Raw genomic sequence first — 15,826 nt, forward strand, 5'->3', positions numbered from 1 at the left:
GCCGTCGTCGCCGGGGCCACCGGTCAGCCGAGCGCGGTGATCTCCAGCTCGGCCGCGGCCGCCCGCGCCACCTCGGGGTCGAGGACGCCCGGACCGGGCACCTGGGCGTTGGCGGTGGCCGTCCCCGCCGCCAGCCGGACCGCGTCACCCAGGCCCAGCCCGGCCTCCAGACCGGCCAGCAGCCCACCGAGGTAGCTGTCGCCGCTGCCCACCGAGTGCTGCCCGCGCCGGGTGCTCGCGGCCACCAGCCAGCGGCCCGTCCCGTCGTGCAGCATCGAGCCGCGGGCACCGTCGGTGACCACCACCGGCGCCCCGGCCCGGGCCGCCACCGCGGTGGTGAGCTCGCCCAGGTCGGCGGTGGCGGCGTCCACCCCGAGCAGCTCGGCCGCCTCCACCCGGTTGATCTTGACCAGGTCGACCCCGCCCTCCAGCAGCAGCGGCAGCACCGGGCCGTAGCAGTCGACCGCCAGCCGCACCCCGCGCTCGCGGTGGCGGGTGAGCACCGCGACCACCTCGGCCGGGTCGGCGCCCGCCGGCAGCCCACCGTTGAGCACCAGCCAGCCCGGTTCCACCACGTCGTCGAGCACCTGGCCGACCTCCGCCAGCACCCCGGCGCCCAGCGGCGTCCCGCGCTGGTAGATCTCGGTCATCTCCTCACCGGCGACCGAGACGCAGATCCGGGTCTCGTCGGTGTTGCGCACGACCGTGGCGGGCAACCCCTCCTCCGCCAGCAGCGCGGCGAGCAGGACGCCGACCGGCCCGCCCAGCACCGGCACCGCGTGCACCGGCGCGCCCATCCGGGAGGCGGCGCGGACCATGTTGAGACCCTTGCCGCCCGCGCACCGGGTGACCGCGTTCGGCCGGTGGATCTGGCCGACCACGAGGTGGTCGACGTCGTAGCTGATGTCGAGGGCCGGTGCCAGCACCACCGCGGTGATCACGCGAGCAGTCCTGTCGCCTCGACTGCGCGGCCGGCGCCCAGCGCCTGGCGGTCTCCGGTCAGCGGGATGGCGGGCATGCCCGGAACCTACCGCCCCTGCGACGGACGGCCGTGCCGTCTCTGCTCGGCAGACGGACGTCCTCGCTCGCCGGCTGTGGGCGTCCCGGTGTTCCGCGGGCCGGTCGAGCGACGATCCCGCCACACCCGGCCGCCGTCCGAGCTGGGGCGGACGACGTCCTCAGAACCGGGTCAGATGCCCGCGTAGGAGTGCAGGCCGGAGACCAGCAGGTTGATCCCGATGAAGTTGAACCAGTACGCGGCCACGCCCACCAGCGCGATCACCGCGGCCCCGGTGCCCCGCCAGCCGGCGGTCGCCCGGGCGTGCAGGTAGACCGCGTAGAGCACCCAGGTGACCAGGCTCATCGTCTCCTTGGGGTCCCAGCCCCAGAACCGGCCCCAGGCGAACTGGGCCCAGATCGCCCCGGCGGCGATGGTGAAGGTCCACAGCGGGAAGGCGAAGGCGTGCGCCCGGTAGGCCAGCAGGTCGATCGCCTTGGCCGAGGGCAGCCTGGCCAGGTAGCCGCGGACGTCGCCGCGCCGCTCGGCCCGGGCCTTGACGAGGTAGAGGACCGAGGCCAGGGCGCCGACGTTGAACGCCGCACCGGAGATGGCGGCGGCGACGATGTGGAAGAGGAACCAGGTCGAGTGCAGCGAGGGCACCAGCGGGGCGACGTCGACGTAGAAGACGGTCACCGCCAGCCCCAGGCCGACGGTGGCGAGCATGGTGGCGAGCAGCCCCAGCCAGCGCTGGCCGGCCCGCAGCACCAGCACCAGGTGCACCGCCACCACGAACAGCAGCGAGGTGCTGACGAACTCGTACATGTTGCCCCAGGGGAACCGGTCGGCGGCCAGCCCGCGGGTCACCACCGCCAGGGCGTGCACCGCGAAGGCGACCACCGTGAGCGCGACACCGCTGCGACCGAGCTTCTCCACCCGCAGCCAGGCGCGCTCGACCCGCGGGTCCGGCGCTTCCGGCTGCTCGACCGTCCCGGGTCCGCCGGCACCGACCAGCTCCTGGGCCGGGGACGTCCGCCGCTCGCGCTGGTCCAGGCCCCGCGCGGCCGACCACTCACCGGCGTGCGCGATCGCGGCGAACAGGTAGACCACGGCCGCCATCACCATGGCGGTGTTCGACACCTCTGCGAAGTCCATCAGTCCCGCTCTCCTCCGTCGTCGCGGCCCCCATCATGCCCCTCGGCCCGTCGCGGGGACGACCCGTCGTCGTTCGCCCCGCGACCGGCGTCCTGGGCCGGCGCGGAGGCCTCGTCCTCGCGCGTCCCGAGCGTCTGGGCGAGCTCGTCGACCTGCTCGTCCAGACCGGTGCGGGCGTCGGCGCGGTCCAGGCCGCCCACCTCGACCAGGGTGCCCCCGTCCTCGCGGCGGGCCCGCACCCAGATCCGGCGCGGCCGCACGAACAGCGACAGGCACAGCCCGGTCACCGCGGCGACCACCGCGCCGAGGGTGAGCCCCAGCCCGGGCGTCCGGCTGATCTGCAGCTTCACCCAGCGCTCCCAGCCGTCCATGGTGATGCTGCCGCGGCCGTCGGGCAGCTCGACCGTCTGCCCCGGCTCCAGCCGGATCCGGAACGGGTCGCCGTCGGCGCTGGTGATCTGGGTCAGCCCGGTGACGTCGAGGGAGTACACGTTCTCGGGGACGCCGTTCTCCTCCCGCGGCGGGCCGTACCAGGCGTTGAGGAACAGCTGCGGCTCGAAGGCGTCGGGGAACACCGAGCGCGGGCCCAGCTCGTCCACCACCGCGGTCGGCAGGAAGAAGCCCTGGAAGGCCAGCTGCTCCGGACGGGAGTCCCAGGCCTTGATCGCCCCGGCGGAGGTGAAGTTGCCGTCCTGGGGCAGGAACGGCACCACCCCGGAGAAGGAGACGTTGCCGTCGCCGTCGGTGACCGTCACCCGCGGCGCGTAGCCGTGCTGGATGAGGTGCACGTCGGTGCCCCCCACCGCCAGCGGCTTGTTGACCTCCAGCCGGTACGGGTACGGCGCGGCGCCCGGCTCCTCGGTGACGGTGAGATCGGCCTCGAACACGCGGGCCGCGCCCTGCTGCACCGGACCGGTCTCGAACTCTGCGGTGAACCGGTCGACGGTGAGCGCGAACGGCGCCAGCGACTCCGGGTCGAAACGGCCGCCGGAGGTGATGTCGTCGTAGGAGGTGATGGTGTTGGCGAAGCCCTGCCCCACCGGCACCACCACGTTGGCCCGGTAGCCGGCCAGCGCGCCCCAGGCCAGCCCGACCAGCAGCACCACCAGGCTGAGGTGGAAGACGAGGTTCCCGGCCTCGCGCAGGTACCCCCGCTCGGCGGCCACCGAGTCGTCGCGGACGTCCACCCGGAACCGCTGGCGGCGCAGCTCGACCCGGGCCCGCTCCAGCACGTCGGCGACGGCCTCGTCGGCGGTGGCGGTGGCGGAGGCGGGCAGCCGGCCGAGGTTGCGCGGGGTGCGCGGCGGGCGGGCCCGCAGCGCCCGCAGGTAGACGCGGGTGCGCGGGACGATGCAGCCGATCAGAGAGAGGAACAGCAGCAGGTAGATCGCGGCGAACCAGGGCGCGCTGTAGACGTCGAAGAAGCCGATCGAGTCGTAGAAGCGGCCCAGCGTCGGGTTCTGCTCGATCCAGGAGCTGACCTCGAACGGCTGGGTGGGCCGCTGCGGCAGCAGCGCGCCGGGCACGGCCGCGATCGCGAGCAGCAGCAGCAGCGCCAGCGCGGTGCGCATGGAGGTGAGGTTGGTCCACAGCCAGCGCAGCCACTCCAGCGGGCGCAGCGCCCGCGCGCCGGTGGGCGCCGGGTCGCCCTGCTGGGGGGCGCTGACGCCGCCGACGACGTCCGGCTCGACGGCGTCGGTGGTGTCGGTGCTGTCCACGGGTGCGGCGGTGTCGCGGCTCACAGCGGCGCCCCGATGCTGGCCGCCCACTGCCGGATGCCGGCCATCAGGGCGTCCCACAAACCGGTCACCAGCAGCAGCCCGGTGACCACCATCAGCACGCCGCCGACGCCCATCACCACCCGCTGGTGCCGCTTGAGGAAGGTGACCGCCCGGTTCATCCGGGTCCAGGCCAGCCCGGCCAGCACGAAGGGGACGCCCAGCCCGAGGGAGTAGACGAGCGCCAAGAGCGCACCGCGGGTGGCCGTCGCCTCGTTGTAGGCCAGCGTCAGCACCGCCCCCAGGGTCGGCCCGAGGCAGGGCGTCCAGCCGAAGCCGAAGACCACCCCCAGCAGCGGCGCGAACGCCACCCCGGCGCGGGGCACCCGGTTGAGCCGCAGGCTGCCGCGTCCCAGCGGGACGACGCCGAGGAAGACCAGCCCGAGCAGGATCGACAGCACCCCGGCCACCGGCGTCAGCCAGGGACGGGCCCCCGCCAGCGCCTGCCCGGCCGCGCCGAAGACCACCCCGGTCAGCACGAAGACGACCGAGAAGCCCAGCACGAACAGCGACGCCCCGAGCAGCATCCGGCCCTTGGGCCCGCGGCCCTCGAGCACCTCGGCTGCACCCAGGCCGGTGGCGTAGGAGAGGTAGCCCGGCAGCAGGGGCACCACGCACGGGCTGAAGAAGGAGACCACACCGACCAGCAGGGCCACCGGGACGGCGAGCAGCATCGAGCCGGAGACGGCCTCGCTGGCCCAGGCGGCGACGTCCATCGGCACCATCAGCGGCCCTCGGCCACGTCGGTGACCAGGTCGACCAGGGTGGTCTCGGTGACCGGGCCGAGCACGCGGGCGGCGACCCGGCCCTCGGCGTCGATGACGAGGGTGCTGGGGATGGCCGCGGGCGGCAGCGTGTCGGCGAAGGCCAGCTGGATCTGCCCCGTCGGGTCGTCGAGGTTGGGGTAGGTGACCTCCATGACACGCAGGAAGGCCTCCTCCGCGGCCGGGTTCTCCTCCTTGACGTTGATGCCGACGAACTGGGCGACGTCGGAGGTCCGCTCCGCGGCGCGCACCAGGTCGGGTGCCTCGGCCCGGCAGGGGGCGCACCAGGACGCCCACACGTTGAGCACGACCACCCGGCCGCGGTAGCTGGCCAGGTCGAGCTGCTCCCCGCCGCCGACCGTGGCGCCGGAGACCGCCGGCGCGGGCTCGCGCTCGTCGGGGGCCACCGCCGTGATCTGGCCGTCGCCGGAGACGAAGCCGTCCTCACCGCCGTCGGCGTTCGCGCCGGGGGTGGTGCAGGCGCCCAGCGCACCGGCCAGCAGCACCGCCAGCGCGGCCGCCGACCTCCGGCGGGCCGGACGGCGTCCGGGCACGGTGGGCTGGCCGCTCCGCCGGTGCCGGCCGGGCGCAGGGGTGGCCGCACCGGTCGGAGGGGTGCGGCGTGCCTGTCGGCTCACGCGTTCCTCCTTCGTCCGGACGGCAGCGAGACTGCCACCTCCCACAAACTACTACTGTGCGTAGTGGATTGCGATCCGCTCAGGCGCCGGCGACGAAGCGGCGGGAGCGGACCTTGGCCGGCAGCAGGTCCTTGGCCGGCTCGGCGTAGTCGACGCGGGTGGTGCGGCCGTCCACCACGGTGAAGGTGGTGACGCTGGCCAGCGTGCACTCCCGGCGGCGCGGGTCGTGCACCAGGGGACGTCCGACCGCGTCGCAGCGGGCCATCCAGATCGGCAGCTGGTGGGAGACCACGACGGCCTGCCCGCCGTCGGCGGCGACGGCGGCGTCCACGATCGCCGTGCGCATCCGCGCCACCACGGCCTTGTACGCCTCGCCCCAGGACGGCCGCAGCGGGTTGCGCAGCAGCCACCACACCCTCGGGTCGCGCAGCGCGGACTGCTTGGCCGACAGGATGCGTCCCTGCAGCAGGTTGGTCGACTCGAGCACCCGCTCGTCCAGCTGCACCTCCAGGTGGGGGTGGCGGGCGGCGATCGGGGCCATCGTCTCCTGGGCCCGCTCCAGCGGCGAGGAGCGCAGGTGGGTCAGCTCGACGTCGGCGAAGTGCTCGCCCAGCCGCTCGGCCATCCGCTGCCCCACCTCGGAGAGGTGGAAGTCCGGCAGGCGCCCGTAGAGCACCCCGGTGGGGTTGAACACCTCGCCGTGGCGGACCAGGTGGACGAGCGCGCGGCCACGGTGCGGACGGTCCTGGCGGGGCTCGGCGCTGAAGGGCCGGGCGTCGCTCGGCGGGGGCGTCGGGGAGTCGGTCACTGCGCTCTCACTTGATCGGTCGGCCGGCCGGCCGGGTGTGCGTGGTGGTCGGGGGGCGGTAAGGCGATCCTAGCGGCCGGCGCCGGAGCGTCCGCCCGGCAAACCCGCCTGCCGCACTCCCGGCTCCCTGCTCCCCGGTTCGAGGGCCGCGCACACCGGAGCGTCCGCCATCACCTCGAACCGCGGCACGGGGTGGGGGTCAGTGGGACTCGGCGGTGGCGGCCGCGGCGGCGGCGCGGGCGGCGGCGGGCAGCGCCTCGACCACGGTGCTCAGGGCCTGCTCGTCGTGGGCGGTGGACAGGAACCAGGCCTCGTAGGCGCTCGGCGGCAGGTAGACGCCGGCATCCAGCATGGCGTGGAAGAAGGCGGCGTGGGCGACGGTGTCCTGGCGCTGGGCGGTTGCGTAGTCGGGCACCGCGGTGACGTCGGCCGGGGTGAAGAAGACGCTGAACATCGAGCCGGCGCTCTGGGTGACGTGCGGCAGCCCGGCGGCGGCGAACGCGTCCGCGACGGCGCTCCGCAGGGTGTCAGCCGACCGGCCCAGCCGGGTGTAGACGTCCTCGTCGAGCAGACGCAGCGTGGTGGCGCCGGCGGCGGAGGCCACCGGGTTCCCCGACAGCGTGCCGGCCTGGTACACCGAGCCGACCGGGGAGAGCAGCTGCATCAGCTCGGCCCGCCCGCCGAAGGCCGCGGCCGGGAACCCCCCACCCATCACCTTGCCGAAGGTCATCAGGTCGGGCTGCACGCCGTCGACGCCGTACTGCCCCGAGCGCGACACCCGGAACCCGGTCATCACCTCATCGGAGACGAACAGCGCACCGTGCTCGCGGCAGACCCGCGCCAGGAAGGCGTTGAAGTGCTCGCCGTCCTCGACCCCGGGCTCGACCACACCCATGTTGCCGGGGGCGGCCTCGGTGACCAGGCAGGCGATCTGGTCGCCGAGCTCGGCGAAGGCCTGCCGGACGGCCTCGCGGTCGTTGTAGGGCAGCACGATCGTCTGCGCGGTGGTGGCTCCGGGGACGCCCGGGCTGGAGGGGGTGGCCAGCGCGGCGTCGTCCGCGGCCCGGCGGGCACCCTCCGCGCCCAGCCCGGACAAGGTGGCGACCCCGGATCCGGCCGAGGCCAGCAGGGCGTCCACGTGGCCGTGGTAGCAGCCGGCGAACTTCACCACGAGGTCGCGGCCGGTGGCGGCGCGGGCCAGCCGGAGCACGCTCATGGTCGCCTCGGTGCCGCTGCTGACCAGCCGCACCTGCTCGACCGGGGTCCGCTCGACGATCAGCTCGGCCAGCTCGATCTCGGCCCGGGTCGGCGCCCCGTAGGAGGTGCCGCGTCCGGCGGCGGCGGTGACGGCGCCGAGCACCTCGGGGTGGGCGTGGCCGAGGATCATCGGGCCCCAGGAGCAGACCAGGTCGACCAGCCGGTCGCCGTCGGCGTCGACCAGGTACGGCCCCTCGGCCGAGGCGATGAACCGCGGCGTCCCGCCCACGGCGCGGAAGGCGCGCACCGGGGAGTTCACGCCTCCGGGGATGACCTGCTGGGCGCGCTCGAACAGCTCGCGGGACGTCTGGTCGGTCACTCGGGTTCCTCCTGTGGTGCGCCGTCTTCGCCCTTCGACAGGCTCAGGGCGTTGTGGCTGGGGCAGCGGGATCGGCGTGGGCGTCAGCGGCGTCCGAGCTTCTGGGCGTACTCCAGCGCCCAGTAGCTGAGGATGACGTCGGCGCCGGCGCGGCGGATGGAGAGCAGGGTCTCGGCGATGGCGCGGTCGCGGTCGATCCAGCCGCGCTCGGCGGCGGCCTCGACCATGGCGTACTCCCCCGACACGTTGTAGGCGGCCACCGGCACGTCGACCGTCCGGGCGGTCTCGTTGATGATGTCGAGGTACCCCAAGGCGGGCTTCACCATCACCAGGTCCGCGCCCTGCTCGACGTCCAGACGCACCTCGCGCAGGGCCTCGCGGGCGTTGGCCGGGTCCTGCTGGTAGGTCTTGCGGTCTCCGGTGAGGGAGGACGCGACGGCTTCGCGGAACGGTCCGTAGAAGGCGGAGGCGTACTTCGCGGCGTAGGCCATGACCACCGTGTCGACATGACCGGCGAGGTCGAGGGCGGTGCGCAGCGCCGACACCTGGCCGTCCATCATCCCGCTGGGGGCGACCACGTGGGCCCCGCACCCGGCGTGCATCACCGCCATCCGCGCGTACACGTCGACGGTCGCGTCGTTGTCGACCGTGCCGTCGGCGCCGAGCAGGCCGCAGTGGCCGTGGTCGGTGAACTCGTCCAGGCAGACGTCGCTCATCACCAGCAGGTCGTCGCCCACCTCCGCGCGGACCGCCCGCAGCGCCACGTTGAGGATGCCGTCCTCGGCCAGCGCCCCGGACCCCTCGGCGTCCTGGTGCTCGGGGACGCCGAAGATCATCACCCCGGCGAGCCCTGCCTCGGCGGCCTCGGCCGCGGTGCGGCGCAGGGTGTCGAGGGTGTGCTGGACGACCCCGGGCATCGAGGAGATCGGCCGCGGCTCGCTGGCCCCCTCGGCGACGAAGACCGGCAGCACCAGCTGGCGCGGCGCCACCTCGTGCTCGGCCACCATCGCCCGCATCACGGGCGACTGCCGCAACCTGCGCGGACGCACCACCGGTCCCTGCTCGCTCACGTCCCCAACCTATGCCGGGCAGCCAGGGCGGTCCCAATCCGGGCGACCCCTGGTGGGTACCCCGAGGAGGACGCCGGGAGGTGTCGCCTCCCGACGACAACACCGACGCACCTGGACGGATGTCCGGCGGGAGCAGCCTCCGTAGCGTCTCGGCCATGACCACACGACCGGCCTCCCCGTCCGCCTCCGCGGCGCCGTCCGCGCCGTCGACCGCCTCCGCGGCGACCGCGCCCGACCCGCACCGCCTGGGGCTGCCCGTCGTCGCCATCGCCGGCCTGGCCCTGCTGGGCGCGCCACGCGTCGTCCTGCACGACCTCGGCGTGCTCTCCGAGGGCACGGCGCTGAACGCGGTGTTCGTCCTCGCACCGCCCCTGGTGTGGGTGCTGGTGGTGCTGCTCGCCCGGGTGACCATCCCGTTCCGGGCCCTGCTCGCGGTCGGTGCCGGCTACGGCGTCCTGCTCGCCGTGATCCACCAGCTGCTGTGGACCCACGCCTTCGGCGGCGCACCGCCCCAGCTCGGCGGCACCCTCGCCGACCTGGACCCGACCGCGCAGGAGGCCCTCCTGCGGGGCAACGCCGTCGTCTCCAGCCTGGTCACCGGTCTGGTGGTCGGTGCGCTCACCGGCCTGGTCGCCCTGGCCCTGACCGTCCTCCTCCGCCGCGCCCGCCGCTGACCCGCCCCGTCCACCCCCACCTCAGCCCGCGAGTGTGGCGAAAGCGTCGTCTGGCGGCGACGCTTTCCACCGCTTCTCCCACACTCGCGCCCGGGGACGTCCCGGCATCCGGCTGGCACGGGACGTCCAGACGTCCGGCCGGCATCCGGCGCCGTCCCGGCGGCGAGTGTGGCGGAACCGTCGTCAGGCTGGGGTGCGGACCGACGGATCGGGCACCGTCGCGGTCCTCGCGGGCGTCGTGAAGAGCGGACCCGGGCCCAGTAGGCACCGCTGTGCACAGACGGCGGCCGGCTGATCGCGGCTGTGGATGGGGCGTCGGACGGAGGGCGCGCGGCCGACGGTGACGTCATGAGACGTCCAGCACCCCTGCCTCCGGCGTTCTGCGACGGCGCGTTCCGGACCGCGACGGCGCTGGCGCACGGCATCGGTCCCGAACGGCTCCGCAGGCAGGACCTCGCGCACCCGTTCCAGGGGATCAACGCCCCGGCCACGCTCGAGCTCGACGGCTGCACGCTGATCAGGTTGCGCGCGCTGACGCTCACCGACGAGCACCGGTTCACCCACACGAGCGCCGCGCAGCTGCACGGGCTCTGGCTGCCGACACGACTCCGCGACGACCCGACGGTCCACGTCACGTGCGAGGACCAACGGCACCGGAGGGGCGGACGGGGCGTGCGGAGCCACGTCGCTCTCCCGGAGACGGACGTCGTGGTGCGCGTCCGAGGACTGCCGACGCAGAGCCCGGCCGACGTGTGGGCGACGATGGCGACGGCCCTCGACCGCACCGAGCTGATCACCCTGGGCGACCACCTGGTCCGTCGCAGGGATCCGTGGTGCACCCTGGCCGACCTGGACGCCGCCCGTCGTCGCCGACGCGGACGGCGCGGAGCGCGTGCGATGACCGATGCGCTGGACCAGGTCCGCCCGGGACCGACTCGGTGATGGAGACCGAGCTCCGCCTGCAGCTCCTCGCCTGGGGGTTCCCGGAGCCACGCGTGAACATCTGGGTGCACGACGACCGTGGGCGCTTCCTCGCCCGCTGCGACCTGGTGTGGGAGGAGTTCGGGGTCGTGGCCGAGTACGAGGGCGACCACCACCGCACCGACCCGGTCCAGTGGGACGAGGACATCAGCCGTGCGGACCGGCTCTCAGACGAGCACTGGTCGGTCGTCCGCGTGACCGTGCGCCAGCTGCGGACGCAGCCGGCCGCCCTCCGCGCCCGCTTCGTCCGCGCCCTCACCCGGGGCGGCTGGCGCCCCTGACCCGCGACGCCGCGTCCCCGCGTCGCCTCGATCCCGGGCGAGACGCCCCAGGCTCGGCAACCCGGCGCGCCCGGAGCCGCCCGCCGCTGTGGACGATCCGTCGGTCCGGCGGAGCGCATACCGACGGAGCCGCCACACTCGCGGGCCCTGGGAGGGCAGGATCGACGGAACGGCCACACTCGCGGGCCCGGGAGGGGCCGGAGGAGCCAGGGCGGAGGGCACCAGCCCGGGTCAGCGGCGACGGCCGGGGCGCTGGCTGGGCTTGGTGACGGGCTCGCCCTTGGCGACCAGCTCGTCGCGCCGGACGGCGGCGAAGCCGGCCAGGGCGTCGGCGAGGGCGACCACGGAGGGCTTGGAGGCCATCACGTCCACCCGCAGACCGTGCTCCTCGCAGGTCCTCGCGGTGGCCGGGCCGATCACGGCGATGATCGTGCTCGGGTGCGGCTTGCCGGCGATCCCGACGAGGTTGCGCACGGTCGAGGAGGAGGTGAACACGGCGGCGTCGAACTGCCCGCCCTTGATCGCCTCGCGCACCGGCGCCGGCGGCGGGGCGGCCCGCACGGTGCGGTAGGCGGTGACGTCCTCGACCTCCCAGCCCAGCTCGGCCAGCCCGGCCGACAGCGTCTCGGTCGCGATGTCGGCGCGTGGCAGGAAGACCCGGTTGATCGGGTCGAGCACCTCGTCGTAGGGCGGGAACTCCGCCACCAGACCCTTGGAGGACTGGTCCAGGCTCGGCACCAGGTCGGGCTCGATCCCCCACGCCTGCAGGGCCGCGGCGGTGACCTGGCCCACGGCGGCCACCTTGAGGCCGGAGAACGCGCGGGCGTCCAGGCCGTACTGCTCGAACTTCTCCCGCACGGCCTTGACCGCGTTCACCGAGGTGAAGGCCACCCACTCGAAGCGGCCCTCGACCAGACCGCGGACGGCCCGGTCCATCTGCTGGGGGCTGCGCGGCGGCTCGACCGAGATGGTCGGCACCTCCTCGCTGTGCGCGCCGTAGGAGCGCAGCCGCGCCGTCATCGGGCCGGCCTGGTCCTTGGTGCGCGGCACCAGCACCCGCCAGCCGAACAGCGGCTTGGTCTCGTACCAGGACAGGTCCTCGCGGTGCTCCACCACCGGGCCGACCATCACGTGCACCGGGTCGTCCTCGTCCACCTCGAGCTCGGCGACGCGGCGGGCCAGCTCGGCGAGGGTGGTGACGATGCTGCTCTGCTCGGTGCTGCCGCCGCCGAGGGTGACGAGCACCGGGTCCTCGCCGGGACGTCCGCAGCCGATCGCGGCGGTCGCCACCTCGGGCACCGTCCCGGCCCGGGTGCTCACCACCAGCGTGCCGGTGCTGGCCCACTGCGAGGAGCTGGTCTTGGTGATCCGGCCCTCCATCGCCGAGACGAAGTGGGTGCCGGCGGCGTTGTTCAGGGCCACCCCGGCGTACTCGGGGACGGCGGTCAGCGCGGAGACGCCGGGGACGACCTCGAAGTCGATCCCGCCCTTGACGCAGGCGGCGGCCTCGTCGGCCACCCCGCCGTCGAGGAAGGGGTCACCCAGCACCAGACGCACCACCCGGCCGCCCTCGGCGGCGGCCTTGAGCACCTGGCGGGCGCGGGCGGAGGGGGCGAGTGCCTTGCCGTTCTCGCGGGTGCCGACGGTCTGCACCTCGACGCCCTCGGCGGTGCTGACCGCGGGGTGCTCGAAGATGTCGAGCATCCGCTCGTCGTCGACGAGCACCGCGTCGGCCTCGGCGATGGCGGCCACCGCGCCCAGGGTCAGCAGGTCGGGATCACCCGGGCCGGTGCCGACGAAGATGACCCGGCCGCGAGGGTCGGCGACCGGAGGCGTAGCGTGCCGCGAGGAGGGATTGTCGGCCGGGACGGCCTGGGACGCGGGCGGATCGGCTTGCGCGGTGCTCATGGACTCGCTCTCCTCCCACCCCGGCCAGTCTGGGGTGCGTCATCCGTCAGGTCACAGACGCTGACCCGGCTCCAGCCGGGACAGTACCTGCTGCGCGAGCTGGATACCCAGTTGGCGGGCCCCGGACACCGGACCGGCGATCTGGACTCGGAGGAGGGGCTCAGCCGTGGGGGTGGCCGTGCTCCCTACGGTTCTCCCAATTACCGCGTCCAGAGTCAAATCCTGCGGTGCGCCGCCGTCTGCGGGTCGAGACAGCGTGGCCAGCGCGCCCACGGGGGCGAGGCAGCCGGCCTCCAGCCGGGTGAGGAAGCTGCGCTCGGCGACCACCCGGGCGTGGGTGCCCGGGTCGTCCAGCCGGTCCACCTCCGCCAGCCGCGGGTGCGCCCCCGCCACGGCCACCTCGACCGCCAGCGCCGCCTGGCCGGGGGCCGGCAGCAGCACCGCGACGTCGACCAGCTCCGCCGGCAGCGTCCCGTCGCCCGCCACCACCCGGCACGACCCGTCGGCGTCCTCGTCGGTCAGCCGGCCGAGCCGTCGCAGCCCGGCGGCCGCCAGCACGCAGGCCTCCAGACGTCCTGCGGCGACGTGGGCGATCCGGGTGTCGACGTTGCCGCGCACCGGCACCACCTCCAGGTGCCGCCCGTGCGCGCGGGCCCAGTCCTGCAGCTGGACCGCCCGCCGCGGCGACCCGGTGCCGATCCGTGCCCGGTCGGGCAGCTCGGCCAGCCGTCCGCCGACCAGCACGTCGCGGACGTCCTCGCGCGGGGGCACGGCCGCCACCCGCAGCCCCGGGTCGGGGGCGGTGGGCAGGTCCTTCAGCGAGTGCACCGCGAGGTCGGCCCGACCCTCCAGCAGCGCCGTCCGCACCGCGGCGACGAAGACGCCGGTGCCACCGATCTGGGTGAGCGCGCGCTGGTCGACGTCGCCGGAGGTCACCACGCCCACGAACCGGGAGTCGAGCCCGTGCTCGGCCAGCCGGGCCGCCACCCAGTCGGCCTGGACCCGGGCCAGCGGCGAGGTGCGGGCCCCGATCCGCAGCGCGGTCACGCCCGCTCCGCCGCCCGACCCGCGTCCGGCCACCCGGCCGGGTCGACCTCGCCGGCCGGCGTCTCGGTGCGCGACAGCGAGGAGACCGCGGCCACCTGGTCGGGGTCGAGGGCGAACAGCTCGCGCAGCGCACCGGCGTAGTCGGGGCTGCCGCCGGCGGCGGCGTGGCTCTGCAGGCGGACCGTCGGCTGGTGCAGGATCTTGTCGACCACCCGCCGCACCGTGCGCTCCACCTCGTGCAGCTGGGCGGCGTCCAGACCGGGTGCCTTGCCGACCAGGCGGGACATCTCGGCCGAGACCACCTCGGCGGCCATGGTGCGCAGCGCGACCACGGTCGGCGCCACCTTGGCGGCCCGACGGGCGCCGAGGAAGTCCGACACCTCACCGCTGACCAGCTCGCGCGCGACGGCCACCTCGGCGGCCCCGGTGGTGCCGGCCAGCTCGCGCTGCAGCCGCTCCAGGTTGACCAGCGCCACCTGCTCCCCGACGCGGGCGTCCACGTCGGCGGGCAGGGCCAGGTCGACGACGCCGCGCAGCGGGGTGCCCTGCACCAGCTCCGGCCCGACCACCGTGCCGGGCGCCCCGACGCAGGTGATCAGCACCTGCGCGCCGGCGAGTGCGGCCGCCAGCTCGCCGAGCGGGCGGGCAGAGCCGTCGACCTGCTCGGCCAGCCGCTGCGCCTTGGCCAGGGTGCGGTTGACGACGACCACGTCGGCGCCGGCGTCGGCGGCGGTGTGCGCGGCCAGGCTGGCGATCGAGCCCGCCCCGAGCACGACCACGGTGCGCCCGTCCAGCTCGACCCCGAGCCGGGCCAGCGACTCCACCGCGGCACCGACCAGCGAGCGGCCGGCGGCCCCGATCGAGGTCTCGGTCTGGGCCCGCTTGCCCACCCGCAGCGCCTGCTGGAAGAGGCTGTTGAGGGCGGAGCCGACGGTGCCGGCCTGCTGGCTGGTGCTGAGCGCGTGCCGCACCTGCCCGAGGATCTGGCTCTCGCCCACCACCATCGACTCGAGACCCGCGGCGACCGCGAACAGGTGACCCACCGCGGCCTCGTCGTAGTAGACCGCGCAGATCCGCTGCAGCTCCAGCGGGCTCAGCCCGGACGCCTGCGACAGCGCCTCGACGACGACCTCCAGCCCGGCGTGGAACTTCTCCACGTGGGCGTACACCTCGGTGCGGTTGCAGGTGGAGAGCACGACGGCCTCGTCCACCACCTCGGTGTCGGTCAGGCCGTGGGCGAGCTTGGTCACCCCGGCGGTGTCGAGCGCGAGCGCGTTCAGCGACTCCACGCTGGCGCCGCGGTGCGACGCGCTGACCACGAGGATGCTCATGACGGGACCCCTTCCCTGGCTGGTGGGGACGTCATCGGCCCGTGGACGTCGGACCCGTCGCCGTCGGCGCCTGGCCGAAGATCGAGCGGGTCGGTGCGTGGGTGCTGCTGGTGGTAGGCGAGGATCTGCAGCTCCTGGCCCAGGTCGACCGCGCGCAGCGCCACCCCGTCGGGCACCGAGAGCACGGTCGGGGCGAAGCTGAGGATGCTGCGGACGCCGGCCTCGACCAGCCGGTCGCAGACCCCCTGCGCCGGCTCGGCCGGAGTGGTGATCACCCCGATCACCGGGTGGATGCCGGCCACGATGTCGGCCAGCTCGTCGTCGCCGCGGATGGTCAGCGTCTGCGGGTCCGGCCCGTCCAGGGTGACCTGCTGGCCGATCAGCGCCGGCGAGGCGTCGACCAGGGCGGCGACGTGGAAACCACGGGTGGCGTAGCCGGAGTAGCGGGCCAGCGCCGAGCCCAGGTTGCCCATCCCGACGATGACCACCGACCACCACTCGGTGGACCCGATCTGGGCGCCGATCTTGTCGGTGAGGGTGGCCACGTCGTAGCCCACGCCCCGCACGCCGTAGGAGCCGAGGTGGCTGAGGTCCTTGCGGAGCTGGGCCGGGCTCACGCCCGAGGCGTCGGCCAGCTCGCCGCTGCTGACGGTGGCCAGCCCGGCGTCGGACAGCGCGGTGAGGGCGCGCAGGTACAGCGGCAGCCGGGCGATGGTGGCGTCCGGGATGGTGCGCGGCACCCGACCCGTGAGCACCTCGCCCACCGGGTCAGCACCGGAGCCCCGCACTCCCGTCACACGCCTCCTCGGTCCACGGCG

15 protein-coding genes are annotated in these 15,826 nt (G+C 74.7%); 3 read left to right on the top strand and 12 right to left on the bottom strand.

What is annotated here, in order from left to right:
- Positions 1-23: 23 nt before the first annotated feature.
- From DT076_RS12455 to hemB, 8 genes are all read right to left on the bottom strand, one after another.
- On the bottom strand, positions 24-941 hold the full coding sequence (locus DT076_RS12455; RefSeq protein ID WP_158548122.1) for a 1-phosphofructokinase family hexose kinase: 918 nt from the start codon (positions 939-941) through the stop codon (positions 24-26).
- Between the two features lie 248 nt (positions 942-1,189).
- On the bottom strand, positions 1,190-2,152 hold the full coding sequence (gene ccsB / locus DT076_RS12460; protein WP_114127006.1) for a c-type cytochrome biogenesis protein CcsB: 963 nt from the start codon (positions 2,150-2,152) through the stop codon (positions 1,190-1,192).
- Positions 2,152-3,723, bottom strand: coding sequence for a cytochrome c biogenesis protein ResB (gene resB, locus DT076_RS12465; protein WP_114127126.1), 1,572 nt, complete (start codon positions 3,721-3,723; stop codon positions 2,152-2,154). The genes ccsB and resB overlap by 1 nt, the downstream gene beginning before the upstream one ends.
- 167 nt (positions 3,724-3,890) lie before the next feature.
- The gene (locus DT076_RS12470; RefSeq protein ID WP_114127007.1) at positions 3,891-4,655 is read right to left on the bottom strand and encodes a cytochrome c biogenesis CcdA family protein; all 765 of its coding nucleotides are present in this window, start codon (positions 4,653-4,655) and stop codon (positions 3,891-3,893) included.
- Positions 4,655-5,332, bottom strand: coding sequence for a TlpA family protein disulfide reductase (locus tag DT076_RS12475; RefSeq protein WP_233493918.1), 678 nt, complete (start codon positions 5,330-5,332; stop codon positions 4,655-4,657). Before DT076_RS12475 ends, DT076_RS12470 begins: the two co-directional genes overlap by 1 nt.
- A 79-nt stretch (positions 5,333-5,411) precedes the next feature.
- Positions 5,412-6,044, bottom strand: coding sequence for a histidine phosphatase family protein (locus tag DT076_RS12480; protein ID WP_233493938.1), 633 nt, complete (start codon positions 6,042-6,044; stop codon positions 5,412-5,414).
- Positions 6,045-6,339: 295 nt separating this feature from the next.
- Positions 6,340-7,716 (bottom strand): glutamate-1-semialdehyde 2,1-aminomutase, encoded by a 1,377-nt coding sequence (gene hemL, locus DT076_RS12485; RefSeq protein WP_114127009.1) that lies wholly within the window; start codon positions 7,714-7,716, stop codon positions 6,340-6,342.
- Positions 7,717-7,799: 83 nt separating this feature from the next.
- A complete protein-coding gene (gene hemB, locus DT076_RS12490; protein ID WP_199539151.1) occupies positions 7,800-8,786 on the bottom strand; it encodes a porphobilinogen synthase in 987 nt (328 codons plus the stop codon).
- A 155-nt stretch (positions 8,787-8,941) separates the two neighbouring features.
- On the opposite strand from hemB, the gene DT076_RS12495 reads away from it, so the two are divergent.
- From DT076_RS12495 to DT076_RS12505, 3 genes are all read left to right on the top strand, one after another.
- The gene (locus DT076_RS12495; RefSeq protein ID WP_233493919.1) at positions 8,942-9,460 is read left to right on the top strand and encodes a hypothetical protein; all 519 of its coding nucleotides are present in this window, start codon (positions 8,942-8,944) and stop codon (positions 9,458-9,460) included.
- 348 nt (positions 9,461-9,808) lie between these two features.
- Complete coding sequence (locus DT076_RS12500; protein WP_147264142.1) at positions 9,809-10,402, top strand: hypothetical protein; 594 nt, start codon at positions 9,809-9,811, stop codon at positions 10,400-10,402.
- Positions 10,399-10,722, top strand: a complete 324-nt coding sequence (locus DT076_RS12505; protein ID WP_158548123.1) for a hypothetical protein — start codon at positions 10,399-10,401, stop codon at positions 10,720-10,722. Before DT076_RS12500 ends, DT076_RS12505 begins: the two co-directional genes overlap by 4 nt.
- A gap of 231 nt (positions 10,723-10,953) precedes the next feature.
- Here DT076_RS12505 and DT076_RS12510 read toward each other — a convergent pair whose 3' ends face one another.
- The 4 genes from DT076_RS12510 to DT076_RS12525 are packed head-to-tail and all read right to left on the bottom strand — an operon-like array spanning position 10,954 to position 15,805.
- Positions 10,954-12,630 (bottom strand): bifunctional uroporphyrinogen-III C-methyltransferase/uroporphyrinogen-III synthase, encoded by a 1,677-nt coding sequence (locus DT076_RS12510; protein ID WP_114127012.1) that lies wholly within the window; start codon positions 12,628-12,630, stop codon positions 10,954-10,956.
- A 51-nt stretch (positions 12,631-12,681) separates the two neighbouring features.
- The gene (hemC, locus tag DT076_RS12515; protein ID WP_114127130.1) at positions 12,682-13,677 is read right to left on the bottom strand and encodes a hydroxymethylbilane synthase; all 996 of its coding nucleotides are present in this window, start codon (positions 13,675-13,677) and stop codon (positions 12,682-12,684) included.
- A complete protein-coding gene (locus DT076_RS12520; protein ID WP_114127013.1) occupies positions 13,674-15,008 on the bottom strand; it encodes a glutamyl-tRNA reductase in 1,335 nt (444 codons plus the stop codon). The genes hemC and DT076_RS12520 overlap by 4 nt, the downstream gene beginning before the upstream one ends.
- Positions 15,005-15,805: a redox-sensing transcriptional repressor Rex gene (locus DT076_RS12525; RefSeq protein ID WP_325048369.1), complete on the bottom strand. Its 801-nt coding sequence runs from the start codon at positions 15,803-15,805 to the stop codon at positions 15,005-15,007. The genes DT076_RS12520 and DT076_RS12525 overlap by 4 nt, the downstream gene beginning before the upstream one ends.
- Between the last annotated feature and the right edge of the window lie 21 nt (positions 15,806-15,826).

Source organism: Desertihabitans brevis (genome assembly GCF_003327535.1).
Lineage (GTDB): Bacteria > Actinomycetota > Actinomycetes > Propionibacteriales > Propionibacteriaceae > Desertihabitans > Desertihabitans brevis.

What these genes read in the sequence shown, in the direction of transcription:
- ccsB (WP_114127006.1), bottom strand. Translation starts at nt 2,152, where the DNA reads ATGGACTTCGCAGAGGTGTCGAACACCGCCATGGTGATGGCGGCCGTG.
- resB (WP_114127126.1), bottom strand. Translation starts at nt 3,723, where the DNA reads ATGCGCACCGCGCTGGCGCTGCTGCTGCTGCTCGCGATCGCGGCCGTG.
- DT076_RS12470 (WP_114127007.1), bottom strand. Translation starts at nt 4,655, where the DNA reads ATGGTGCCGATGGACGTCGCCGCCTGGGCCAGCGAGGCCGTCTCCGGC.
- DT076_RS12495 (WP_233493919.1), top strand. Translation starts at nt 8,942, where the DNA reads ATGACCACACGACCGGCCTCCCCGTCCGCCTCCGCGGCGCCGTCCGCG.
- DT076_RS12500 (WP_147264142.1), top strand. Translation starts at nt 9,809, where the DNA reads ATGAGACGTCCAGCACCCCTGCCTCCGGCGTTCTGCGACGGCGCGTTC.
- DT076_RS12510 (WP_114127012.1), bottom strand. Translation starts at nt 12,630, where the DNA reads ATGAGCACCGCGCAAGCCGATCCGCCCGCGTCCCAGGCCGTCCCGGCC.
- DT076_RS12520 (WP_114127013.1), bottom strand. Translation starts at nt 15,008, where the DNA reads ATGAGCATCCTCGTGGTCAGCGCGTCGCACCGCGGCGCCAGCGTGGAG.